We start from the raw sequence: 21337 nt of genomic DNA, 5'->3' as shown, positions 1-21337 counted from the left end.
GAAGGAGCGACGTCACCGGGGTGCGGCCGGCCACGACGGCGGCGCACTCGACGGGCGGCCCCCTACTAAAGTGACCCTATGGCCCTGAACCCCTCAGACACCGCCCTCTGGCCCGCCCCCCACGCGAGTGGAGCCGTCGACGCCACGGTCCACGTCCCGGGGTCGAAGTCGGTCACCAACCGCGCACTGGTACTGGCGGCCCTGGCCTCCGAGCCGGGCTGGCTGCGCCGCCCCCTCCGCTCCCGCGACACCCTCCTCATGGCGGCGGCCCTGCGCGAGATGGGCGTGGGCATCGAGGAGGGCGTGGGCCCCGACGGCACCGGCGAGACCTGGCGGGTGCTGCCGGCGGGCCTCCGCGGCCCGGCCACGGTGGACGTCGGCAACGCCGGCACGGTGATGCGCTTCCTGCCGCCGGTCGCCGCGCTCGCCGACGGCCCCATCCGTTTCGACGGCGACCCGAGGTCGTACGAACGCCCGCTGACCGGTGTGATCGACGCCCTGCGCGTCCTCGGCGCGCGGATCGACGACGACGGCCGCGGAGCGCTGCCGCTCACGGTGCACGGCGTGGGCGCCCTGGACGGCGGCCCGGTCGAGATCGACGCGTCCTCGTCGTCCCAGTTCGTGTCGGCGCTCCTGCTCTCCGGCCCGCGCTTCAACCAGGGCGTCGAGGTCCGGCACGTGGGTTCGACCCTGCCCTCGATGCCGCACATCCGGATGACGGTGGACATGCTGCGCGCGGTCGGCGCCCAGGTTGACACCCCGGAGTCGGGCGGCGAGCCGAACGTCTGGCGGGTCACGCCGGGCGCTCTGCTGGGCCGGGACCTCACCGTCGAGCCCGACCTCTCCAACGCCCAGCCGTTCCTCGCGGCGGCCCTGGTGACCGGCGGCAAGGTCGTGATCCCGGACTGGCCGGCCCGCACCACCCAGCCCGGTGACCGGCTGCGCGAGATCTTCACCGAAATGGGCGGTTCCTGCGAACTCACCGAGTACGGCCTGGTGTTCACCGGTTCGGGTGCGATCCACGGCATCGATGTCGACCTCGGCGAGGTCGGTGAGCTGACCCCCGGCATCGCGGCTGTGGCGGCCCTCGCGGACTCCCCCTCCACCCTGCGCGGGGTGTCGCATCTGCGCCTGCACGAGACGGACCGGCTGGCCGCGCTCACCAAGGAGATCAACGAACTCGGCGGTGACGTCACCGAGACCGCCGACGGCCTGCGCATCCGCCCGCGCCGGCTGCACGGCGGGATCTTCCACACCTACGAGGACCACCGCATGGCCACGGCCGGCGCGATCATCGGCCTCGCGGTCGAGGGCGTACAGATCGAGAACGTCGCGACGACGGCCAAGACCCTGCCGGACTTCCCGGACCTGTGGAGCGGGATGCTCGGGAGCGAGAAGGCGTAGGGGACTCACGCCATGCGCCGCTACGGCAAGCACACCGACGAGGACGACATCCGCAGCCGCCCCAACCGCAAGGGCAACCGGCCGCGTACGAACATCCGCCCCAAGCACGAGGAAGCGGTCGAGGGCATGGTCCTCACCGTCGACCGCGGTCGCCTGACCTGTCTCGTCGACGGCCGGGTCGTCATGGCGATGAAGGCCCGCGAACTGGGACGCAAGGCCGCGGTCGTCGGGGACCGGGTGGACATCGTCGGCGACCTCTCCGGCGAGAAGGACACCCTGGCCCGCATCGTCCGCATCTCGCCGCGCACCTCGGTCCTGCGCCGCACGGCCGACGACGACGATCCGTACGAGCGCGTGGTCGTCGCCAACGCCGATCAGCTCGCCATCGTCACGGCCCTCGCCGACCCCGAACCCCGCCCGCGCCTGATCGACCGCTGCCTGGTGGCCGCCTTCGACGGCGGCCTGACCCCGCTGCTGGTCCTGACGAAGTCGGACCTGGCCCAGCCCGACAAGCTGCTGGAGCTGTACGGCCATCTGGACATCCCGTACGTCGTCACCAGCCGCGAGGAGTTGGAGAGCGGCAGCGCGGCGGACGTGGTGCGCGACCATCTCGACGGCAAGATCACGGCGTTCGTCGGTCACTCGGGCGTGGGCAAGACGACACTGGTCAACACATTGGTTCCGGTGGAGCAGCGCCGTGTGACGGGCCATGTGAACGCGGTGACCGGCCGCGGCCGCCACACCACGACCTCGGCGCTGGCGCTCCCGCTGGCCGGTGACGCCGGCTGGGTGATCGACACCCCGGGCGTACGGTCGTTCGGCCTCCACCACGTGGACCCCTCCCGCGTGATCCTGGCGTTTCCCGACCTGGTGCCGGGAACCGAGGGCTGTCCGCGCGCGTGCAGTCATGATGAGCCGGACTGCGCGCTGGACGCGTGGGTGGCCGAGGGCCACGCGGATCCGGCCCGGCTGTACTCCCTGCGGCGACTGCTCTCGACACGCGAGCGGACGGAGGGGGACTGACGGGGGCCCGGGGACTGACCTCCGCGTTGTTTGGGTGTACGCGAGTTCGGTAAGTGCATACTCGCACCGAGCCGGACATACGGGAGGACAGCACATGGCGTGGCTGCTGGTGGTGGTGGCCGGGTTGCTGGAGACCGGTTTCGCCGTGTGTCTGAAGCTCTCCCACGGTTTCACCCGGCTGTGGCCGACGGTCGCGTTCTGCATCTTCGCGCTCGGCAGCTTCGGCCTGCTGACCCTGTCCCTGAGGAAGCTGGACGTCGGCCCCGCGTACGCGGTGTGGACCGGCATCGGCGCGGCGGGCACCGCGATCTACGGGATGATCTTCCTCGACGACCTGGTGTCGACGCTGAAGATCGTCTCGATCAGCCTGGTGATCATAGGAGTGATCGGCCTCCAGCTGTCGGGCTCGTCGCACTAGGTCCCATCAGAAGGGCCCTGGGCCCGGTTCAAGCACCGGCGCCCGGTTCATGCACCGCTTCACACCGGCTGCCGGTGCAGCGCGCTGCGCACCAGGTCCGCGACCCCGCCCTCGCCCGGCGGGGCCGCCACGCAGGACAGGGCGAGCCGGACGGCGAGTTCGCAGGAGCGGGTGAGTTCGGGGACGTCCGACTTGTGGACGCCGGGTCCGGCGAGGACGGAGACGGCGCGGTCGCGCACCAGCGCCACGAATTCGCCGGGTGACGGCAGCGGTCCGTCGGCCCGGCGCTGTGCCGGTACGGCGGAGGAGGACGGCACGCCCGAGAGCGTCGGCGAGGGCAGCCGCTCGCTCCAGCAGCCGGTGAGCATGGCCCGTACCAGCGCGTTCTCCCGGGCGGAGGCGGTGGTCCACTCGGCGGTCGCGGTCAGCCGTTCCCGGGCGTCGCCGTGCGTGGTGAGCGCCCGGTCGACGCCGACGAGATAGCCGTCGGCCTCTCGTCTCACCAGCGCGCGGGCCAGCCCTTCCTTGCTCCCGAACTCGTTGTACAGCGTCTGCCGGGACACTCCGGCCGTCGCCGCGACATCCACCATCCTCACGGCGGACCACGGCCGACGCGCCAACGCCGTGTAAGCGGCGTCCAGCAGCGATTCCCGCGCAGCAGGCATCATCGCCTCCCAGGGAGCAAGCAGCTCTGCGCCCAGATTTGACGCGCACGGGGGCACTGTCAAGGGTTCGCGACGGCACGAAGGGGCGTGCGCGGTGGCGGCTCGCCGACGCGGGCGAGCCGAACCCCGGCTCTGCCAGCAGGAACCCACGGCGGCGTCACACCCGGGCCCGCTGGCCCCATCCCTGCACCGGCAGATACCGTTCGCCACATGCCCGACTACCTCGACGACCTCAGCCTCGCCCATGTCCTCGCGGACGCGGCCGACGCGACCACCATGGCCCGCTTCAAGGCACTGGACCTCAAGGTCGAGACAAAGCCGGACATGACCCCGGTCAGTGAGGCGGACAAGGCGGCGGAAGAACTCATCCGCGGTCACCTCAAGCGCGCCCGCCCCCGCGACGCCATCCTCGGCGAGGAGTACGGCATCGAGGGCACCGGCCCGCGCCGCTGGGTCATCGACCCCATCGACGGCACCAAGAACTACGTCCGGGGCGTGCCGGTCTGGGCGACCCTGATCTCCCTGATGGAGGTGGCGGAGGGCGGCTACCAGCCCGTCGTCGGCGTGGTCTCCGCCCCGGCCCTCGGCCGTCGCTGGTGGGCCGCGAAGGGGAACGGCGCCTTCAGCGGCCGCAGCCTCACCTCCGCCACTCGCCTCCACGTCTCCAAGGTCGGCAGGCTCACCGACGCCTCCTTCGCGTACTCCTCCCTCACCGGCTGGGAGGACCAGGGCCGCCTGGGCGGCTTCCTGGACCTGACCCGCGAGGTGTGGCGCACGCGCGCGTACGGCGACTTCTGGCCGTACATGATGGTCGCCGAGGGCTCGATCGACATCTGCGCGGAACCGGAGCTGTCCCTGTGGGACATGGCCGCGAACGCGATCGTCGTCACGGAGGCCGGCGGCACCTTCACCGGCCTCGACGGCCGCCCGGGCCCGCACAGCGGCAACGCCGCCGCCTCCAACGGCCTGCTCCACGACGAGTTCCTGGGTTATCTCAACGAGCGCTACTAGGGCTCAACGAGCGCTACTAGGGCTTGAGGAGCGCTTGCGGGAATCACATCTGAGCGCGCACGCCCTCAATCGGCGACGCGCGCCCTCTTGTTGACCGTCGCTTTACCTGCGACTCTGAGGGGACCCTCATTTGTGAACTTGTGAACCAATGAACGAACTCATTGGTTCCCAGGAGGTGACTGCGAACCCATGCTCGTCCGCGACGCCATGAGCACGGTGGTCCTCACCATCGGCCCCACCCACACTCTCCGCCAGGCCGCCGCCCTGATGTCCGCCCGCCGGGTGGGCGCGGCCGTGGTCCTCGATCCCGACGGCACCGGCACCGGCATTCTGACCGAGCGCGACATCCTGAACTCCGTGGGCCTCGGCCAGAGCCCGGACACGGAGTACGCCCACGCCCACACCACCACCGACGTCGTCTTCGCCACTCCGACCTGGACCCTGGAGGAGGCCGCGCAGGCGATGGCCCACGGCGGCTTCCGGCACCTCATCGTGCTGGACCGCGGCGAGCCCACCGGCATCGTCTCGGTCCGCGACATCATCCGCTGCTGGGCACCGGCACGGGAGCGCGTACCGGCCGCCACCGGCTCCTCGCATTAGACTCAATCCAAATCGAGCAGCCTTCCAAACTCACATCCATTCGGGTTCTGGTCTCCAGCTGTTAGGCTGGTGCGCATGAGCGACCTTCTGGAACGACTGCGCGGCCGCGGATGGCGGATGACCGCGCAGCGGCGCGTCGTGGCCGAGGTCCTCGACGGCGAACACGTCCACCTGACGGCCGACGAGGTCCACGCGCGCGCCGTGGCCAAGCTGCCCGAGATCTCCCGGGCGACCGTCTACAACACGCTGGGCGAGCTGGTCTCCCTCGGCGAGGTGCTCGAAGTCGCCACCGACAAGCGAGCCAAGAGGTACGACCCGAACGCGCACCAGCCGCACCACCACCTGGTCTGCGCCCAGTGCGGCGCCATCCGGGACGTGCACCCCACGGGCAACCCGTTGGCCGAGCTGCCCGACTCGGAGCGCTTCGGCTTCACCGTCTCGGACGTCGAGGTGACGTACCGGGGCGTGTGCCCGAACTGCGCTGCCGCGTAACAGCCTGCACCGAAACCCCGAAGCCCCGGCACCCCTCGCGGACGCCGGGGCTTTGTGCTGTCCACAGGGTTCCTGAATCTGACGGGTCGTCATATCGTCGTGCGGCCACCCCTCTCCGTACCGAACTCCGCAAGGAGCAACCGTGGGAGATCCGCGCCCCGAACCCACCACAGAAGAACGGTCACCGCACCCCGCCCCGGACCCTCCGCGCCCCAAACTCCACGCCACCGCCCTGACCCGCACCTTCGGCCGTCCGCCCCGCTCGGTCGACGCCCTCGGCCCCCTCGACCTCAGCGTCGCGCCCGGCGAGTTCGTCTGCCTGGTCGGTCCCTCGGGCTGCGGCAAATCGACCCTGCTGCGCATCGCCGCGGGCCTGCTCAGGCCGAGCACGGGCACCCTCGAGATCCGCACGACCTCGGCCCGCCCGGCGGCCATGATCTTCCAGGACTAGCCGACGGCTGGGACCGCGCGGCCGCCGGTGACCTGTGGCCGGACGTGTGGGCGACCCTGAAGCGCGTCCTGGCGGGCTACGCCCTCGGCACGGTGACGGGCTACGCCCTGGGCCTCCTGATGGGCTCGCTGCCCCTGGTCAGAGCAGCCCTGGAACCGTTCCTAGGGACTGAGCGGGAGTGAGTCCTGTTGCCAGGTCTCGTGCTCAGCCGAACGCCCCGAACGGTGTTGGGCGTTCTGGTTGCCCGCGTTCGCTCCGCGTCCGGCGCCGACGGATCGTGTCCGTGGTCCGGGGATGCGGGGGCGGGTTCCCTCACGCCCGGGGACGCCCGGTCGGGCCTGGACGGTCCGATGCCCCTGCTCATCACTCCGGTGAGCAGGGGGCGGTGCCGTCCGTCGCCGGATCGGGTGTCCCTGGGCGCGTCTTCCGATCGCCACGGCAGCAGCATCGTGGCGAGTGGTCTTGCGGTTCTTCGTGGTGAGGGACTTCTGCCAGTGCTCGGCACCCCAGCGGCTGGTGTAGGCCGGGTCGACGGCGATGACCGCGATGCCGCTCTGGTCGGCCATCGACATCAGCCGGGCGCGGAGCTTACCGGTTGGCATGCCGGAGATCAGCTGACGGAACCGCCTTTTACGGCCGTGCTTCTCCCGGGTCTTCTCGGCGGCGAAGTCCAGATCTTCCACGGCAATCGCCTTCACATCACAGGCGCGGGCCCAGTGCAGGAGGCGGGTCAGGGCATGGCGGACCTGGGCGTCACGGTGTTCGGCGGTGCCGGTGAGGTCGTAGAAGAAGCGGCGCGGGGCGCCGGTCGGGTTGCCGTGGACGTCGAGGAGCCGGGCGGCGAGGTGATCGGCGTTCATGTCGAGGCCGATCACGCCATGGGCGAGTGCGGCCTCGATGGGGAGGGCGGGGGTGGGCGGGAGCTGCCAGGAGGCGGTCACATACCAGCGGTCCCGGCCGACGTCGTAGTGGATGCGGTAGGCGATGGCCCGGTCGGCCGCAACACGGTCGGCCCACTCGGGGCCTCGGTGTGCGAACGCGACCCGGCAGGCCAGGACGTACCGTCCGTGCGGGGCGTTCGCCAGATGGGTGAGCGGCGCGGGGAGCTTGATGCTCACCTCACCGTCGGGGCTGATGCGGATCGTCTCGTTGCCGTAGCGCTTGCCGGACTCCCCGTCCGCCTGGCAGAACCAGCGCTCCGCTTCCCAGCCCCGGCGCCATGCGCCCTCGGTGAGCTGGGCCGCCTCCAGGTGGTGCCGGGTGCGGGCCAGACGCTTGCCACCGCGTACGACGTGCACGATTCCGGCGTCGCGGTCGGCCCGCGCGGCAGCCAGCCGGTCTTCCAGTACCCGCAGCCGCCGGGACTTCGCATGCCACTCCCGCCGCGACCGATAACCCCCCGGTGCCTTCTTGGTCCCCTTTTGGCCGATCGGCTGGGACAGCCGGTCCTCGATGGTGCGGATGCCCGCTTCCAGGTTGTGGATGTGCGCCGACTGGCAGCGGCGGGCCAGCGCCCACTGGTCGTGGCTGGCTTTGGTGATACTGCCCGCCCACCGCGACGACGACAGGGGCGTCAGCTCCCGCTTGCGCGCCGCCCACGCCGCACCGGAGTGCGCCAGGCCGTCGCGGCAACGGGCCTTGAGATCCTTCGAGGCCAGCGATCCCAGGTGCCCGCCGACCTGTCGCAGCACCTTCTCATCGTCGGGCGTCAACTGCTTGAGGCGGGTCCGGACGGCCACACCGCTGGGACCGGAGGCGAGGAACGGCGCGGCGAGACTCCTCAGTTCACCCACCCTGTCACCCCCGCCCGGTCCCACTCGAAGATCCCGTCGCCATGGGAAACGAGCGCCACCCGTGAAGGTCACGCATTCGATGAGGGAACGTCAGTTCCTCGCTGAAACCGACACCACCACCGAGGCGCGTGACACAACACAGACCAGCAGCACTCACTCCCGCTCACCAGAACCCTCTTGAGCGCACTCCAGCGGCAACAGCTCCAAACCCCTGCTGGACGCCCTGTACGTCGTCCCGAAGCTGGCCCTGCTGCCCGTCTTCCTGAACATGTTCGGCCTGGGCGAGGGCCCCCAGATCGCCCTGGTGGCGACGACGGTCTTCTTCTTCGTATGGATCCAGACGATGTCGGCGGTGATCTCGATCCCCTCCGGTCACCGCGACGCGGGGCAGGTCTTCGGCGCCTCCCCGTGGCAGATGTTCCGCCACGTCCTGCTCCCCGCCTCCCTCCCGTCCGTCCTGGTCGGCGCCCGGATCGCGGCGGGCGTGGCGGTCCTGGTGATCGTCGCCTCGGAACAGATCGCCGCGACGAACGGCCTCGGCCACCTGATCTTCGACTCCCGCGCCCTCTTCCAGAACGACGTGATGTTCGTCGGCATCGTCTGCGTGGCCGTCCTCGGAGTCCTCTTCTCCGAACTGGTCCGCATCCTGGGCCGCCTGCTCACCCCCTGGGCACCGAGGGACCGCGGAAGGGGCCAGTCGTGAGAACACGCTTCTACGGCGCAGCGGTCACCGCACTCCTCCTGCTGACGTCGACATCCTGCACAGCGTCACACGACCAGAAGAGCCCGGAGTCGAAGGCGGGCGGGGGCGGGACACGCACCGTCCGCCCGGTGGCGGGCTGCGGCACCGGGGTGGATCTGAGGATCGCCTCGTCCGTCTTCAGGAGTTTCGCCAGGTAGGTGACGAAGGTCGCATCCGACTTGTAGCCGGCCGCGAAGTAGGTGTTCACCGTGCGGATGTACGCCCGCAGCAGGGCGACCCCCGCGTCCACGTCGTCGTTCAGCAGGCCCGAGCCGTACAGCAGGCCGCCCAGGGGCTCGCCGGACGGCTGGCCGCCGAGGAAGGCGAGCCGGGCCTGCCGTCGACCCTGCGCCAGACCGGGTCCAGGAGCCAGGCGGAGTCGACGCCGCCGTTCTGGAGGGCCGTGAGGACGTCGGCCGATGGACTGGGAGATCCGCGCGGGCACCACGGACCGCCTGCAGGCGGCGTACCGGGCACAGGGCGTGACGGAGGGCGAGACCCTGCCGGAGGCGAGGACGGTGAACAGGACCCTGTACGAGGAGGCGGTGGGCCACCGCCCCTGAAAACACCGAGGGCCGGAACCCTTTCGGATTCCGGCCCTCGGCCTTCAGTAGCGGGGACAGGATTTGAACCTGCGACCTCTGGGTTATGAGCCCAGCGAGCTACCGAGCTGCTCCACCCCGCGGCGATGAATGCAACGTTACGTGAAGGAGGAGGCCAGAGGCAAATCGTTTGGCTGGCGGCAGCGCGCGGGGGCGCTACGCCGACAGTTCCTCGCGCAGCGCGTCCCGCAGCCGGGCCGCCCGCTCGGAGACCTCCGCGGGCCCCAGGGCCACCGCCCGGTCGGCCCACCGCTGCCCCTCGGCCAGCTCGCCCCGACGCGCGTAGACGAGGGCGAGCCGCAACGCCGCCCGCCCGTGCCCCGCGTCGGCGGCCCGGGCCCACCACACGGCGGCCTCCGGCTCACTCCCCTCCCGGGCGAGCAGCAGTCCCAGGTTGAACGCCCCGTTTCGGGATCCCGCCTCCGCGGCCTCCCGGTACCAGCGAGCCGCCTCCACGACGTCACCCCGGGCCGCGGCGAGCATGCCCACCCGCACCTGAGCGCGGCGATGCCCCTGGGAGGCCGCCCGCTCGTACCACTCCTCGCACTCGCTCTTCTCCTCGTGCACCGGCTCTCCGAGCGAGTGCGCGGGCACCGGCGGCCGCCGGGCGTCCAGCACGGTCGCCAGCCGGTACGCGGCCTCCGCGCTGCCGCCCCCCGCCGCACACCGCAGGTGCCGCTCGGCGCCGGCCTCGTCCCCTTCCCGCAGCCGGGCGATGCCGACCTGGAGCGCGGCCTCGGTGTGCCCGGCAGCGGCGGCGCGCTCGTACCACCGCAGGGCGACGGCCTCCTCGCCGCGCCCGGCGAACAGGATCCCGAGGTTGAACGCCGCGTCCACGCTCCCGGCCTCCGCGGCCTTGGAGAACCACGGCTCGGCCCCGGCCGTATCCCCGCCCTGGAGCAGCAGGATGGCGAGCGCGTTGGCCGCCTCCCGGTGCCCCGCGTACGCGGCCCGCCGATACCACTGCTCGGCCTGCGCGGTCCTCCCCTGCTCGGCGCAGAGCAGCCCGAGGTTGTACGCGCCGTTGTCGTCGCCGGCGTCCATCGCCGCCCGGTACCACCGCTCGGCGGTCTGCGGCTCGCCGCGCTCGGCGTGCAGGGCGCCCAGCGCGTTGGCCGCGTTGCCGTCCCCGTCCTGGGCCGCGCGCAGCCACCACACCGCGGCGCTCTCGGTGTCGCCCGCGTCCCGCAGCAGGAACCCGAGGGCGCAGGCGGCCCGCGCCTCGCCGTCCTTGGCGGAGGTCAGATACCAGCGCCCGGCCTCCTTGAGGGCACCGCGCCGCTCCAGGATCGCCCCGAGATGCAGTGCCGCCCGCCGGTGTCCACGCGCGGCGGCCTGCCGGTACCACTGCTCGGCCTCGGCACCGGCACCGTGGTCGTCCCCTATGTCCCCCTCCGGACCCAGGCGGCGGTCGAGCGAGCGGGCCAGCCGGTAGGCCGCCTCCCGGTGTCCCCGCTCGGCGGCGATCCGCATCCACTGCTCGGCGCCCGTGTCCCCGCGGTGCTCCAGCAGGTCGGCGAGCGCGTATGCGCCCAGTGCGTGTCCCTGCTCGGCGGACTGGCGCAGCCAGTACTCGGCGGCGGGCTCGTCGCCCCGCTCACGGTGGTGGCGGCCCAGCGCGTGCGCGGCCGCGGCCGATCCGGCGACGGCGGCGATCCGCCACCAGCCGGCGGCGTCGTCGGCGTATCCGCGCTGGTGCAGCAGGACTCCGAGGTTGTTGGCGGCGGCCCGGTCGCCCGCGGCGGTGGCGGCACGCAGGTGGGGCTCGGCTCCGTCGAGATCACCGCGGCGCAGCAGAAGGGCGCCGAGGACGCTCATCGCCTCGACGTCGCCGGCTTCGGCGGCCAGCCGCTGCTGGGCCTCCTCGGCGGCGGCATCGTCAGCCGCCTCCCCGACCCCGTCCCGCCCGGAAGGTTGCACAAAACGCCCTGTCTCGAACAGAGTTGCCTTGTCCCCCATAACGTCCATCGTCGCACCACCTGCAACCTGGGTACACCTGGTATACCGCAGCCAGTGAGGTCAATTCAGCGTTTTGTCGACATGCCCACAGAACGACAAGTGAAACACAGTTCCCTCCAACTGCCCCCGGCGGCGCGGCCGTCGGTTCCTCGGCACATGCGTTCGCACATCACGAAGGCCCGGATCCTGAAAGGATCCGGGCCTTCGATTCCAGTAGCGGGGACAGGATTTGAACCTGCGACCTCTGGGTTATGAGCCCAGCGAGCTACCGAGCTGCTCCACCCCGCGCCGTTGTGTTGCAACCGTACCACGGCGCGGGGTGGGCATCCGACCAGCAGTTGATCAGCTGCTCGGACTACTGCTGGGACTGCTTCTCGGGCTCGGGCTGCCGCTCGGGCTCGGGCTGCCGCTGGGCTTCACGCTGCTGCCCTTGTCCTTGTCCGCCGCGGACTGCGCGGCCTCGGCGCGCTTGAGCGCGTCCTTCAGATCCTCCTGGGCCCGGCCGTACGCCTCCCAGTCGCCCTTCTTCAGGGCTTCCTGGCCGGCGTCGAAGGCCTTCTGGGCGTCGTCCAGCGCCTGTTGGACCGTCGGGTTGCTGGAGGTCGGCGGCGGCTTGGTGGTGGTCCCGCCGTCGTCGTCCGGTGGCTCGGTGGTCGAACCGTCCGCTGTGAACACCTTGTTCAGGGCTTCGTCGAGGGTGTCCTCGAAGGCGGTGTTGCCTCCGTAGGTCACCAACACCTTCCGCAGCAGCGGGTACTTGAGCCCACCACCGCGGACGTAGACCGGCTCCACGTAGAGCAGTCCTCCGTCGAGCGGCACGGTCAGGAGATTGCCGTACTCCACATTGGAGTCGCCTCTGTTGAGGAGGCTGATCGTCTCCGCGATGTTCTGTTCGGAGTTGAACTGGCTCTGCACCTGTTTGGGCCCGTTGACCGTGGTGTTCGTCGGCAGTTTCAGGATTCTGATCTTGCCGTAGTCGGTGGTGCCCGCCTCGGCGTCGACCGACATGAACGCGCTGAGGTTGTCCCGGCCGTTGGGCGTGAACGTCGTCGTGAGCGAGAACGCCTGTGCCGACTGGTCGGGCATCTTCATGCTCAGGTAGTACGGCGGCACCGCGTTGCCCGACTTGTTGGTCGGGTCGTCCGGCACCTGCCACACCTCGCTGCCGCTGAGGAAGGTGTCCGCGTCCTCGACGTGGTAGCGCGCCAGCAGCTCACGCTGGACCTTGAACAGGTCCTGCGGGTACCGCAGGTGGTCCATGAGGTCGGTGGAGATGTCCTTCTTCGACTCGACCGTGCCCGGGAACGCCTTCATCCAGGTCTTGAGGACCGGGTCCTTGGTGTCCCACTGGTAGAGCTTGACCTCGCCGGTGTACGCGTCGACGGTCGCCTTCACCGAGTTGCGGATGTAGTTGACCTGGTTCTGCTGGGCCACCACCGCGCGCTGGTTGTTCGTCGCGGTCAGCGAGTCGGCCGTCGTGTCACCGAGGGTCGTACGGGAGGAGTACGGGTAGCCGTTGGTCGTCGTGTAGGCGTCGACGATCCACTGGATCTTGCCCTTCACCACCGCCGGATAGGCGTCGCCGTCGATGGTCAGCCACGGGGCGACCGCCTCGACGCGCTGCTTGGGCGTGCGGTTGTACAGGATCCGCGAGCCCTCGCCGATCGCACCGGAGTAGAGGATCTGCGGCTCGCTGAACGCCACCGCGTACGCGGCCCGGTTGACCGGGTTGGAGAGGTTGACCCCGCTCTTGGCCTTGTAGCTGTAGGTCTTCTCACCGTTGTCGTCGGAGTAGTCGATCTCCTTCTGGGGACCGCCGACGATCGAGTACTCGGTGGTCTTCTCGCCGTAGTACACGCGCTGCTGGTACGTGCCGAGGTCGCCCTGGGAGGGCAGATTGGACTCGGTGAAGACCGGGCGGCCCTCGTCGTCGGCCTCGGTGCCCTTGGCGGCAACCACGCCGTAACCATGGGTGTAGCGGAAGTGGTCGTTGATCCAGTTGTTCTTCGGGATGCCGGCGAGGTTCAGCTCGCGCAGCCCGATGACCGTGTCCTGGTCCTTGCCGTCCTTGCTGTAACGGTCGACGTCCAGGTTGGTCGGGAACGCGTAGTAGTTACGCATCTGCTGGAGCTGCTGGAACGTCGGCGAGACCACGTTGGGGTCCACGACCCGGATGCTCGCCGTGGCGTCGACGTCCTGGCGCAGCTCGGTCTTGTCCGTGGTGGTGGACTTGCCGTCGTACTCCTTCACCGAGGCGTCGTCGATGCCGTACGCCTCACGCGTCGCCTTGAGGTTCTTCTCGACGTACGGCGCTTCCTTGGCCTGTTCGTTCGGCTGGACCTGGAACTTCTGGACGATCGCGGGATAGAGCCCGCCGATGAGGATCGCCGAGAGCACCATCAGGCCGAAGCCGATCACGGGCAGCTGCCAGGTGCGCCGCCACAGGGTGGCGAAGAACAGCAGCGCGCAGATCACGGCGATGCAGAACAGGATCGTCTTGGCCGGCAGATAGGCGTTCGCGTCGACGTACCTGAGGCCGGTCCAGCTGTCGGTCGCCTTGAAGTCGCTGGACTTGACCGCGAGGCCGTACCGGTCGAGCCAGTACGCGACCGCCTTCAGGGCGACGAAGATGCCGAGGAGCACCGACAGGTGCCCGGTCGCGGCGGCCGTGGCCCGCGCGCCCGGGGAGGTGATCCGCAGACCGCCGTACAGGTAATGGGTGAGCGCGGCGGCGATCACCGAGAGGATCGCGGCGGCGAAGCCGAAGCCGAGCAGGAACCGGTACCAGGGCAGGTCGAAGGTGTAGAAGGAGATGTCGAGGTGGAACTGCGGGTCCTTCTGGCCGAAGGAGACGCCGTTGACCCACATCAGCCAGGTCCGCCACTGGCTGGAGGCGGAGGCGCCGGCGATCAGGCCCACCAGGGAGACGATCCCGAGCAGCAGCCACCTCTTGTACGGCGCGATGCCCATCCGGTAGCGGTCGAGGTTCTGCTGTTCCATCGACATGGCGCTCAGCGGCGGGCGCAGCCGGTGGGCCAGCCAGATGTTGAAGCCGACCGCGAGGGCCATCAGCAGGCCGAAGACGAAGAACAGCCCGATCTTGGTCCACAGGGTGGTGGTGAACACGGACGAGTAGTTCACCGAGCGGTACCAGAGCCAGTCCGTCCAGAAGCCCGCGAACATGGTGAACGCCATGCCGAGGACGGCAAGGATGCCCAGTGTCATGAGCAGGGTCCTGGCACGCCGGGACGGGCGGCCCACTCTCATCCGCGGCCCTGTCGGGCCTCCGCCGCGGTCCGGCATCTGGAAAGCCAAGGTGCGCACCTCGAAGTTCGCTGTCGATCCGTCAGACCCTCGTGTTCGCGGGCCCTGGGTGGCCCCCCGTGATCGCGGGCCCACACCTATGCAACTTACTCACCGTTTACTCGGTTCCCGATTCAGGTGACGAACGAGGCAGGATTGTGACCATGTCCAACACCCCCATGGCGGCGAGCCCGCTCACCCGGGCCGTACTCGAGATCGACGAGTACGCCTCCGGCCTCGGCTGGGACCAGCCCGCCCGTCTCTTCGCCCTCGTCGACACCGCCCGGCTGCGCGCCCAGGAACCCGCTCTCGCGAGCCAGCTCGGTCTGGCGCAGGCGCAGGCGCCCTCGGGCTTCACGCCCATCGAGCAGGAGGAGATTCCCGCGGGCAAGCCGCTCGACGAGTTCCTCGGCACCATCGCCTGGCCCGACGCGGTCGTCGGCTGCGCGCTCACCGTGGAGCGCCTGATGCTGCCGCCGTCCGCCGAGGCGTCCGTCCCGCAGGGGCTGAGCGAGGCCCGGCTGACGAAGTGGGTCGCCGAGCACCCGGACCGTCAGGAGGTCCGCATGACGGTCGCGGTCCTGCGCGACGGAACCCGCGACTCCGCCCTGCGTCTGCGCGAGAAGGACTCCCCCACGGAGGTCCTCACGGGCGGCGACCTGGTGCCGGGCCTGGCGGAGGCGCTGTCGGCGACGTTCGAGGAGTAGCCCTCGCGGCTATCCCTTGGTGCACTTCGGCAGGTCGGACGTCTTCTTCTCGCGGATGTCCTCGAGCGCGCCGAGGGCGTCCCCGATGGTGTTCACCTTGACCAGGGTGAGTCCGCTCGGGGTGTCCTTGGCGGCGGCCGCGCAGTTGTCGGCGGGCGTCAGGAAGTACCGGGCGCCCTTGTCGCGCGCGCCGACCGTCTTCATCTCGATGCCGCCGATCGGTCCGACCTTGCCGTTGTCGTCGATCGTGCCGGTGCCGGCGACGAACGTGCCGCCGGTCAGGCTGCCCGGGGTGAGCTTGTCGTAGATGCCGAGCGCGAACATCAGACCGGCGCTCGGACCGCCGACGTCGGCGAGCTTGATGTCGATGGTGAACGGGAAGGTGTGGTCGGTCCCGGCGGCGATCCCGACGATGGCGCGCTTCTCGCCCTCGTCGTCGGAGGCCCTGGTCGTGATGGTGACCTTCTCGGTCTTCGTCGCCGTCCTGTGGGCCTTCTCCGCGGCGGTCTGCTCCTTCACGGGCACGATCGTGAAGACGACCTTCTCGCCGGGCTTGTGCTTGGTCACCAGCTTGGCGACGTCCTCCGGCGCCTTCACCGCCGTACCGTCGACGGCCTTGAGCACGTCACCGGCGTGGAGCCGGCCCTCGGACGGGGAGTCCTTGACGACGGTCGAGACGATCACCCAGGACTGCACCGGGACGTCCAGTTCCTTCAGGGCGGCGACCTTGGCGCTCTCCTGGGACTGGCTGAACTCCTCGGCGTTCTCCTGGGTCGACTGCTCCTCGGTCTTGCCGTCCGGGTAGAGGGTGTCGTGCGGTACGACCTTGTTGTCGTGCGCGAGCCAGCCGTACACGGCCTCGACGAGGTTCATCTTGTAGTCGGCGCTGGTGACCCGGACGGTGGTCATGTTCAGGTGGCCGCTCGTCGGATACGTCTTGCGTCCCGAGATCTGCAGCACCGGCTCGCCGCCGTGGTCCCCGAGAGTGTTCACCGTGGGCCCCGGTGACATCTCGGCATAGGGCACATTGATGAAGACTCCCGCGCAGAGGAGCGCGATCAGCATCAGGGTGGAGGCGAGCATCGTCGCGGTGCGGCGTGGCATGGCACGACAGTACGGGACGCCCCTGTCGGACCTTCGTCAGGGCGCCGCCGTCAGGTGGACGTCAGGTGCCGGAGTGCGACTTCTCCATCGCGGCGCGGAAACGGGCGTACCCGTCGAGCTCGGGGCCGTCGCTGCGCGCCTTGCGGGTCCGGTTGGCCCAACTGCCCCACAGCCCGCCGACAACCCCGGCCAACAACGGAATCAACAACCAGACGAGCGCCCCCATGCCGACCTCCCGACCCCGCACTGAGCAACCGCAGAAAACTGACGGATCAGCAGATTACCCATCCGCACTGACAACGCTCACGCCAGGGGGGCGGTTACGCAACCGGAGAGGTGAAGGAAGGGTTCAGCAGGCGCCGACCCATTCCTCCGTACCGTCAGAAAACGTCTGATGCTTCCAGATCGGCACCTCGTGCTTGAGATCGTCGATCAGTTTCCGGCAGGCCTCGAAGGCCTCGCCCCGGTGCGGACAGGAAACGGCGACGACGACGGCGAGGTCCCCGACGGCGAGATCCCCGACCCGGTGCACAGCGGCGAGGGCCCGCACCGGGAACTCGGCGACGACCTTCTCGGCGACCCTTCGCATCTCGGCCTCGGCACTGGGGTGGCACGAGTAGCCGAGCTTGTCGACGTCGGCGCCGCCATCGTGATTGCGCACGGTCCCCACGAACAGGGCGGTCCCGCCGGCGGCGTCGTCCCCGACCGCGCGGAAGACCTCGTCGAGGGAGAGCGGGGTCTCTCGAATGCCGATGAGCTTGATGGGCTCGTCGGCGGCCTGCTCACCGGGGTGGTCGTCAGTGGGTGCCATGCGTCCATCGTGCCGCACTCCTGAGACCACGGGAAATAGCGCTATCACCCGGCACACGCGTGTGTGCGTTTGGAGGCTCGTACAGAAGTGCTGGTTCGTTGTCGCTTGTCGCTCGTGGCTTGTCGCACCCACGTGGCGGAGCGCGCTCCGGTCAGATCCTCCGCCGCGCCTTCCGAGCCCGCCGTACGACAGCCGCCGCACCCAGAAGGGCGACCGTCGCTCCCGCCGCTCCCGCGGCCGTCGCGTCCTTGCGCCCCAGTCGCCGCCCGGCAACGGTGTGGCGCCCGGCTACCTCCTCCAGGAGCTCCGCGAGCACCTCCTCGTTGGTCCACCGCGGCCGCCATCCGGCGTCGTGCAGCCGGCTTCCGCTCACCACCCAGGGATACATCGTGTACGCGAGGTCCCCGGCGGGAGACGGCGTCAGACCGATCCGGTGCAGCCGGGCCGCGGCCCCCAGCGCGACGGCCGAGGGCAGCTCCATCCGGCGGATCCCGCTGAGCTCCTCGATCTCCTCCTGCTCCAGCCATCCGTCACACCCGACGGCGAGCTCCCCTTCGACCTTCTCCAGGACGGCGTGTTCCAGGGCGCTGCAGAGGTCCTCGATGTGGCAGAACTGCCAGGCGGGCCGGGACCCGGCCACGACCAGCAACCGCGGAGACTCGAAGTACCGGGTCAGGGCGGTGTCGGTACCGCCTCCCACCAGCACTGCGGGCCGGACGACCGTGACGTTGAGCCCGGGGTGCGCCCGGGGCGCCCGCCGCGCGAGCCGCTCGATCTCCAGCAGGTCCCCGACCCCGGTCGCCTCCGCGGTGGCCCGCAGTTCGGCGTCCTCCGAAAGGGGCAGCTCGTTGTCCGGGAGCGCCCCGTAGACCATCGCGGAGGTGCACAGCACGACTCGGTGGACGCCCGCGGCCGCCGCGGCGGTGAGCACGGTCTGCGTCCCGCGCACGTTGTACGCCGTACGCGCCGCGGGGTCGGTCTCCAGATCGAGGTCGAGCGCCAGATGGACCACGACATCGGCGCCGCGCAGCTTCTCCGCGATGGCCGGATCCCGCACGTCCAGGATGTGCCACTGCGCCGCGGCGCACTCGCCACGCCGCTCGTCGAGCGCGATGACCTGCTTGATCTCCTCCGAGGCGGCGAGTCGCTCGGTCAGCAGCGCTCCGATGCCGGAGGCTGCGCCGGTGACCGCGACGACTGGCCCGCGCGCGGCGGGATTGGTTGACTGGTTTCGCGCTGCGCGAACCTGCGGATCAGGGGAACTCACCGGGCGTCTCCAGCGGTTGTCTTCAGTAGGAACGCGAGTGACGCGTACGTACCAGGTGGCATCCATCCTGCCGCAGGCGGAGAGTCGGCGGAGCACCGAGGCCCTAACGGCCGTCGGTGTCTACGCTGGGGGGTGTTATCGGGCAGCCGCGCCGCCGGAGGCAACCGGTGGCCTTACCAGCCGAGGAATCCCGTGAGTGACACCCCATTCGGATTCGGCCTTCCGCCGGAGGAGCCGGACGACGGCGACGAGGGCAAGAAGAAGGACCAGGAGAGCGGTGGTGGTCAGGGACCGGCCAACCCGTTCGGTTTCGGCGCTCTGCCCGGAGCCGGAGGCTTTGGCGGCCCCGGTGCGGACAATCCGCTCGCAGCCATGTTCGGTTCCCTGAACCCCACCGACCTGGGCGCCGCCTTCCAGCAGCTGGGTCAGATGCTCTCGTACGAGGGCGGCCCGGTGAACTGGGACATGGCCAAGCAGATCGCCCGTCAGACGGTCTCCCAGGGCACCTCGGACGGCACCAAGGACGCGAGCATCGGCCCCGCCGAGCGCACCGCGGTCCAGGAGGCCGTACGCCTGGCGGACCTGTGGCTCGACGACGCGACGTCGCTGCCGTCCGGGGCGGGTTCCGCCGTGGCGTGGTCCCGCGCGGAGTGGGTCGAGGCGACCCTGCCCGCGTGGAAGGAGCTCGTCGACCCGGTCGCCGAGCGGGTCGGCACCGCCATGGGCGATGTCCTGCCCGAGGAGATGCAGGCCATGGCCGGCCCGCTGATCGGCATGATGCGCTCGATGGGCGGGGCCATGTTCGGCACGCAGATCGGGCAGGCCGTCGGCGTGCTCGCGGGCGAGGTCGTCGGCTCCACCGACATCGGCCTGCCGCTGGGCCCGGTGGGCAAGGCCGCGCTGCTGCCGGCGAACATCGAGGCCTTCGGCAAGGACCTGGGCGTGCCCAAGGACGAGGTGCGGCTGTACCTCGCCCTGCGCGAGGCCGCCCACCAGCGCCTGTTCTCGCACGTGCCGTGGCTGCGCTCGCACCTGTACGGCGCGGTCGACGGGTACGCGCGCGGGATCAAGGTCGACACCGCCAAGCTGGAGGACGTGGTCGGCCAGTTCGACCCGCAGAACCCCGAGCAGCTCCAGGACGCCCTCCAGCAGGGCATGTTCCAGCCGGAGGACACCCCGGAGCAGAAGGCGGCCCTGGCCCGTCTGGAGACCGCGCTGGCGCTCGTGGAGGGCTGGGTCGACGCGGTGGTCCACGCGGCCGCGAAGCCGCGCCTGTCGTCCGCCGACGCGCTGCGCGAGACCCTGCGCCGCCGGCGTGCCTCGGGCGGTCCGGCCGAGCAGACGTTCGCCACGCTGATCGGCCTGGAACTGCGCCCGCGCCGCCTGCGGGACGCCTCCCGGCTGTGGGCCTCGCTCACGGACGCGCGCGGTGTCGACGGCCGTGACGGTCTGTGGGCCCACCCGGACATGCTGCCGACCGCGTCCGACCTGGACGACCCGGACGGCTTCGTGCACCGCGAGCAGCTGGACTTCTCCGAGCTGGACAAGATGCTCGGCGAGGCGGCGGACAAGCCGGACCTCAAGAAGAAGGACGACTCCGCCGAGGGCGGCAGCGCAGAGTGAGCCTCCATGACGACGCCGCCCTGGTCCTGAAGGGATACGAGGACCAGGCGGATCTTCGCCAGGCCTACCTGGACCATCTGGCGGCTCACCCGGACGCCATGTGGAAGGCCTGCGAGGACGGCCACATCACGGCGAGTGCCCTGGTCGTCGACCCGGAGCGCGGCCGGGCCCTGCTCACCCTCCACAAGAAGCTGGGCATGTGGCTGCAGATGGGCGGCCACTGCGAGCCGGCCGACACCTCCCTGGAGGCGGCGGCCCTGCGCGAGGCGACGGAGGAGTCCGGCATCCCGGACCTGACGCTGCTGCCGGGCGGCCCGGTGCGTCTGGACCGGCATCCGATCCCGCCGCCGTGCAACTGCCACTTCGACGTCCAGTACGCCGCGCTCGCCCCGTCCGGCGCCGTGGAGACGATCAGCGACGAGTCGCTCGACGTGCGGTGGTTCGCCTACGACGAGGTGGCGGCCGTGGCGGACGGCTCGGTCGTACGACTGCTGGAAGCGACCCGCGCGAGGTTGTGAGCGCGTGATCGCGGCGCTGGCCGCGTGTGTAAGGGGCGCCCGGCAATGGCGGGCGCCCCTTACATGTGCCGTTCGTCGTGCCGCCGGGGCGGTCAGCTGTTGCTGCCTCCGAGGGAGTTGCCGCGCATACCGAACTGGCCGAGCACCCCACCGTTGCGCAGGCCCTGCGGCGGCAGCAACTCGCTGGGCTGGACCAGGATGTGGCCGGTGCCGCCGAAGTGCATCTCCCAGCCCTCACCCGTGGTGCCCCGGCGGCGCCACACGCCGGAGGTGGAGGTGGGCGCCTGGAGCTGGGTGCGAAGGGACGTGGACCAGGCGATGACGGCGTCGGAATCGACGCAGACGTTCTTGTCCGGTCCCACCTCCAGCACCAGCGGCTCGCCGGAGGTCATGAGGACGACCTGCCCGGAGCCGGACAGCTCCAGGTTGTAGGCGCCCGCGGCGGCCACCTCCACGGCGCTGTCCACGGCGACGATGCCGACGCCGAGAGAGCCGTCGAAGGCTAGTACATAGGAGCTGTCGACCGTGATGCCAACGCCGACCTCCATGATGTGCAGGTGCTGGGCGAGGTTGGCCAGGTAGACGATGCCGTTGCCCTTGCAGCGCATGAGTTCGAGGCGCTCGCCGGTCATCCGCTCGGCGTTGCGCCAGCCGCGGTTGCGGTACTGGCTGTCGAACTCGACCTGGCCCTCGAAGGCCACCATGGCGCCCTGCCGGGCGAGGACGGGACTGTTGCCCTGAGTGACGTCGGTCTTCAGGAGCTGCGGGTTCTGCAGGGTGTAGCGCCCGGTCGACTCGACCGGGACGTGTGCGAAGAGTGTGCTGTGCATGATGTGCCTGGTGC

17 protein-coding genes, 2 tRNA genes and 6 pseudogenes are annotated in these 21337 nt (G+C 70.4%); 13 read left to right on the top strand and 12 right to left on the bottom strand.

Features of this window, described 5'->3' with window-relative positions; translation table 11 throughout:
* Positions 1 to 78: 78 nt before the first annotated feature.
* The 3 genes from aroA (at position 79) to ACGFWE_RS19760 (ending at position 2845) form a co-directional block, all read left to right on the top strand.
* Positions 79 to 1404, top strand: coding sequence for a 3-phosphoshikimate 1-carboxyvinyltransferase (aroA, locus tag ACGFWE_RS19770; protein WP_352390259.1), 1326 nt, complete (start codon positions 79 to 81; stop codon positions 1402 to 1404).
* Between the two features lie 12 nt (positions 1405 to 1416).
* Complete coding sequence (gene rsgA, locus ACGFWE_RS19765) at positions 1417 to 2427, top strand: ribosome small subunit-dependent GTPase A (protein WP_393600588.1); 1011 nt, start codon at positions 1417 to 1419, stop codon at positions 2425 to 2427.
* Between the two features lie 94 nt (positions 2428 to 2521).
* Entirely contained in the window at positions 2522 to 2845 is a 324-nt protein-coding gene (locus tag ACGFWE_RS19760; protein WP_393600587.1) for a DMT family transporter, read from the top strand.
* 59 nt (positions 2846 to 2904) lie between these two features.
* Here ACGFWE_RS19760 and ACGFWE_RS19755 read toward each other — a convergent pair whose 3' ends face one another.
* A complete protein-coding gene (locus ACGFWE_RS19755; protein WP_393600586.1) occupies positions 2905 to 3513 on the bottom strand; it encodes a TetR/AcrR family transcriptional regulator in 609 nt (202 codons plus the stop codon).
* A 207-nt stretch (positions 3514 to 3720) separates the two neighbouring features.
* On the opposite strand from ACGFWE_RS19755, the gene hisN reads away from it, so the two are divergent.
* The 5 genes and pseudogenes from hisN to ACGFWE_RS19730 all read left to right on the top strand — a co-directional run.
* The gene (hisN, locus tag ACGFWE_RS19750; RefSeq protein ID WP_352390263.1) at positions 3721 to 4521 is read left to right on the top strand and encodes a histidinol-phosphatase; all 801 of its coding nucleotides are present in this window, start codon (positions 3721 to 3723) and stop codon (positions 4519 to 4521) included.
* A 189-nt stretch (positions 4522 to 4710) separates the two neighbouring features.
* Positions 4711 to 5121, top strand: coding sequence for a cyclic nucleotide-binding/CBS domain-containing protein (locus ACGFWE_RS19745; RefSeq protein ID WP_393600585.1), 411 nt, complete (start codon positions 4711 to 4713; stop codon positions 5119 to 5121).
* Positions 5122 to 5196: 75 nt separating this feature from the next.
* Positions 5197 to 5613: a Fur family transcriptional regulator gene (locus ACGFWE_RS19740; protein WP_352390265.1), complete on the top strand. Its 417-nt coding sequence runs from the start codon at positions 5197 to 5199 to the stop codon at positions 5611 to 5613.
* A gap of 232 nt (positions 5614 to 5845) precedes the next feature.
* A pseudogene (locus tag ACGFWE_RS19735) lies at positions 5846 to 6061 on the top strand (ATP-binding cassette domain-containing protein); the annotation flags it as partial.
* Positions 6061 to 6228: pseudogene (locus tag ACGFWE_RS19730) on the top strand (ABC transporter permease); the annotation flags it as partial. The pseudogenes ACGFWE_RS19735 and ACGFWE_RS19730, both read left to right, overlap by 1 nt.
* Here ACGFWE_RS19730 and ACGFWE_RS19725 read toward each other — a convergent pair.
* Positions 6226 to 7857 (bottom strand): annotated as a pseudogene (locus ACGFWE_RS19725) (IS200/IS605 family accessory protein TnpB-related protein). The pseudogenes ACGFWE_RS19730 and ACGFWE_RS19725 sit on opposite strands and share 3 nt — an antisense overlap.
* Positions 7858 to 8062: 205 nt before the next feature.
* Here ACGFWE_RS19725 and ACGFWE_RS19720 point away from each other — a divergent pair.
* Positions 8063 to 8560 (top strand): annotated as a pseudogene (locus ACGFWE_RS19720) (ABC transporter permease); the annotation flags it as partial.
* A 145-nt stretch (positions 8561 to 8705) separates the two neighbouring features.
* On the opposite strand, the pseudogene ACGFWE_RS19715 reads toward ACGFWE_RS19720, so the two are convergent.
* Positions 8706 to 9019, bottom strand: a pseudogene (locus ACGFWE_RS19715) (hypothetical protein); the annotation flags it as partial.
* Between ACGFWE_RS19715 and ACGFWE_RS19710 the strand changes: the two are divergent.
* Positions 9019 to 9162: pseudogene (locus tag ACGFWE_RS19710) on the top strand (hypothetical protein); the annotation flags it as partial. The pseudogenes ACGFWE_RS19715 and ACGFWE_RS19710 overlap by 1 nt on opposite strands.
* A gap of 48 nt (positions 9163 to 9210) precedes the next feature.
* On the opposite strand, the gene ACGFWE_RS19705 reads toward ACGFWE_RS19710, so the two are convergent.
* The 4 genes from ACGFWE_RS19705 to ACGFWE_RS19690 form a co-directional block, all read right to left on the bottom strand.
* A tRNA-Met gene (locus ACGFWE_RS19705) sits at positions 9211 to 9284 on the bottom strand.
* A 73-nt stretch (positions 9285 to 9357) separates the two neighbouring features.
* Positions 9358 to 11169, bottom strand: a complete 1812-nt coding sequence (locus ACGFWE_RS19700) for a tetratricopeptide repeat protein (RefSeq protein WP_393600584.1) — start codon at positions 11167 to 11169, stop codon at positions 9358 to 9360.
* A 205-nt stretch (positions 11170 to 11374) separates the two neighbouring features.
* Positions 11375 to 11448, bottom strand: a tRNA-Met gene (locus tag ACGFWE_RS19695).
* 54 nt (positions 11449 to 11502) lie between these two features.
* Entirely contained in the window at positions 11503 to 14463 is a 2961-nt protein-coding gene (locus ACGFWE_RS19690; RefSeq protein ID WP_393600823.1) for a UPF0182 family protein, read from the bottom strand.
* A 164-nt stretch (positions 14464 to 14627) separates the two neighbouring features.
* Here ACGFWE_RS19690 and ACGFWE_RS19685 point away from each other — a divergent pair, with 164 nt between their 5' ends.
* Positions 14628 to 15170: a PPA1309 family protein gene (locus tag ACGFWE_RS19685; RefSeq protein WP_352390267.1), complete on the top strand. Its 543-nt coding sequence runs from the start codon at positions 14628 to 14630 to the stop codon at positions 15168 to 15170.
* Positions 15171 to 15179: 9 nt separating this feature from the next.
* Here ACGFWE_RS19685 and ACGFWE_RS19680 read toward each other — a convergent pair whose 3' ends face one another.
* From ACGFWE_RS19680 to ACGFWE_RS19665, 4 genes are all read right to left on the bottom strand, one after another.
* Complete coding sequence (locus ACGFWE_RS19680) at positions 15180 to 16274, bottom strand: PDZ domain-containing protein (RefSeq protein WP_352390268.1); 1095 nt, start codon at positions 16272 to 16274, stop codon at positions 15180 to 15182.
* A gap of 61 nt (positions 16275 to 16335) precedes the next feature.
* Entirely contained in the window at positions 16336 to 16500 is a 165-nt protein-coding gene (locus tag ACGFWE_RS19675; RefSeq protein WP_352390269.1) for a hypothetical protein, read from the bottom strand.
* A 123-nt stretch (positions 16501 to 16623) separates the two neighbouring features.
* Positions 16624 to 17085: a molybdenum cofactor biosynthesis protein MoaE gene (locus tag ACGFWE_RS19670; RefSeq protein WP_352390270.1), complete on the bottom strand. Its 462-nt coding sequence runs from the start codon at positions 17083 to 17085 to the stop codon at positions 16624 to 16626.
* A gap of 151 nt (positions 17086 to 17236) precedes the next feature.
* Positions 17237 to 18352 carry an SDR family oxidoreductase gene (locus ACGFWE_RS19665; protein ID WP_352390271.1) on the bottom strand — a complete coding sequence of 372 codons (1116 nt, stop codon included), beginning with the start codon at positions 18350 to 18352 and terminating at the stop codon, positions 17237 to 17239.
* A 192-nt stretch (positions 18353 to 18544) separates the two neighbouring features.
* Here ACGFWE_RS19665 and ACGFWE_RS19660 point away from each other — a divergent pair, with 192 nt between their 5' ends.
* Together ACGFWE_RS19660 and ACGFWE_RS19655 are read left to right on the top strand one after the other, a co-directional pair.
* Positions 18545 to 19975: a zinc-dependent metalloprotease gene (locus ACGFWE_RS19660; protein WP_352390272.1), complete on the top strand. Its 1431-nt coding sequence runs from the start codon at positions 18545 to 18547 to the stop codon at positions 19973 to 19975.
* Complete coding sequence (locus ACGFWE_RS19655) at positions 19972 to 20493, top strand: NUDIX hydrolase (RefSeq protein ID WP_352390273.1); 522 nt, start codon at positions 19972 to 19974, stop codon at positions 20491 to 20493. The genes ACGFWE_RS19660 and ACGFWE_RS19655 overlap by 4 nt, the downstream gene beginning before the upstream one ends.
* A 92-nt stretch (positions 20494 to 20585) precedes the next feature.
* On the opposite strand, the gene ACGFWE_RS19650 is transcribed toward ACGFWE_RS19655, so the two are convergent.
* Positions 20586 to 21323: an AIM24 family protein gene (locus tag ACGFWE_RS19650; protein ID WP_393600583.1), complete on the bottom strand. Its 738-nt coding sequence runs from the start codon at positions 21321 to 21323 to the stop codon at positions 20586 to 20588.
* Positions 21324 to 21337: the final 14 nt, after the last annotated feature.

Source organism: Streptomyces sp. NPDC048523, assembly GCF_043199815.1.
GTDB lineage: Bacteria > Actinomycetota > Actinomycetes > Streptomycetales > Streptomycetaceae > Streptomyces.
Note: the sequence above shows the minus strand (reverse complement) of the source record. Positions and strands in the feature narration are given on the sequence as shown.

Bases quoted from the DNA above. Each gene is read 5' to 3' on its own strand.
- aroA (WP_352390259.1), top strand. From the start codon at position 79: ATGGCCCTGAACCCCTCAGACACCGCCCTCTGGCCCGCCCCCCACGCG.
- rsgA (WP_393600588.1), top strand. From the start codon at position 1,417: ATGCGCCGCTACGGCAAGCACACCGACGAGGACGACATCCGCAGCCGC.
- ACGFWE_RS19760 (WP_393600587.1), top strand. From the start codon at position 2,522: ATGGCGTGGCTGCTGGTGGTGGTGGCCGGGTTGCTGGAGACCGGTTTC.
- ACGFWE_RS19755 (WP_393600586.1), bottom strand. From the start codon at position 3,513: ATGATGCCTGCTGCGCGGGAATCGCTGCTGGACGCCGCTTACACGGCG.
- hisN (WP_352390263.1), top strand. From the start codon at position 3,721: ATGCCCGACTACCTCGACGACCTCAGCCTCGCCCATGTCCTCGCGGAC.
- ACGFWE_RS19745 (WP_393600585.1), top strand. From the start codon at position 4,711: ATGCTCGTCCGCGACGCCATGAGCACGGTGGTCCTCACCATCGGCCCC.
- ACGFWE_RS19740 (WP_352390265.1), top strand. From the start codon at position 5,197: ATGAGCGACCTTCTGGAACGACTGCGCGGCCGCGGATGGCGGATGACC.
- ACGFWE_RS19700 (WP_393600584.1), bottom strand. From the start codon at position 11,169: ATGGACGTTATGGGGGACAAGGCAACTCTGTTCGAGACAGGGCGTTTT.
- ACGFWE_RS19690 (WP_393600823.1), bottom strand. From the start codon at position 14,463: ATGCCGGACCGCGGCGGAGGCCCGACAGGGCCGCGGATGAGAGTGGGC.
- ACGFWE_RS19685 (WP_352390267.1), top strand. From the start codon at position 14,628: ATGTCCAACACCCCCATGGCGGCGAGCCCGCTCACCCGGGCCGTACTC.
- ACGFWE_RS19680 (WP_352390268.1), bottom strand. From the start codon at position 16,274: ATGCCACGCCGCACCGCGACGATGCTCGCCTCCACCCTGATGCTGATC.
- ACGFWE_RS19675 (WP_352390269.1), bottom strand. From the start codon at position 16,500: ATGGGGGCGCTCGTCTGGTTGTTGATTCCGTTGTTGGCCGGGGTTGTC.
- ACGFWE_RS19670 (WP_352390270.1), bottom strand. From the start codon at position 17,085: ATGGCACCCACTGACGACCACCCCGGTGAGCAGGCCGCCGACGAGCCC.
- ACGFWE_RS19650 (WP_393600583.1), bottom strand. From the start codon at position 21,323: ATGCACAGCACACTCTTCGCACACGTCCCGGTCGAGTCGACCGGGCGC.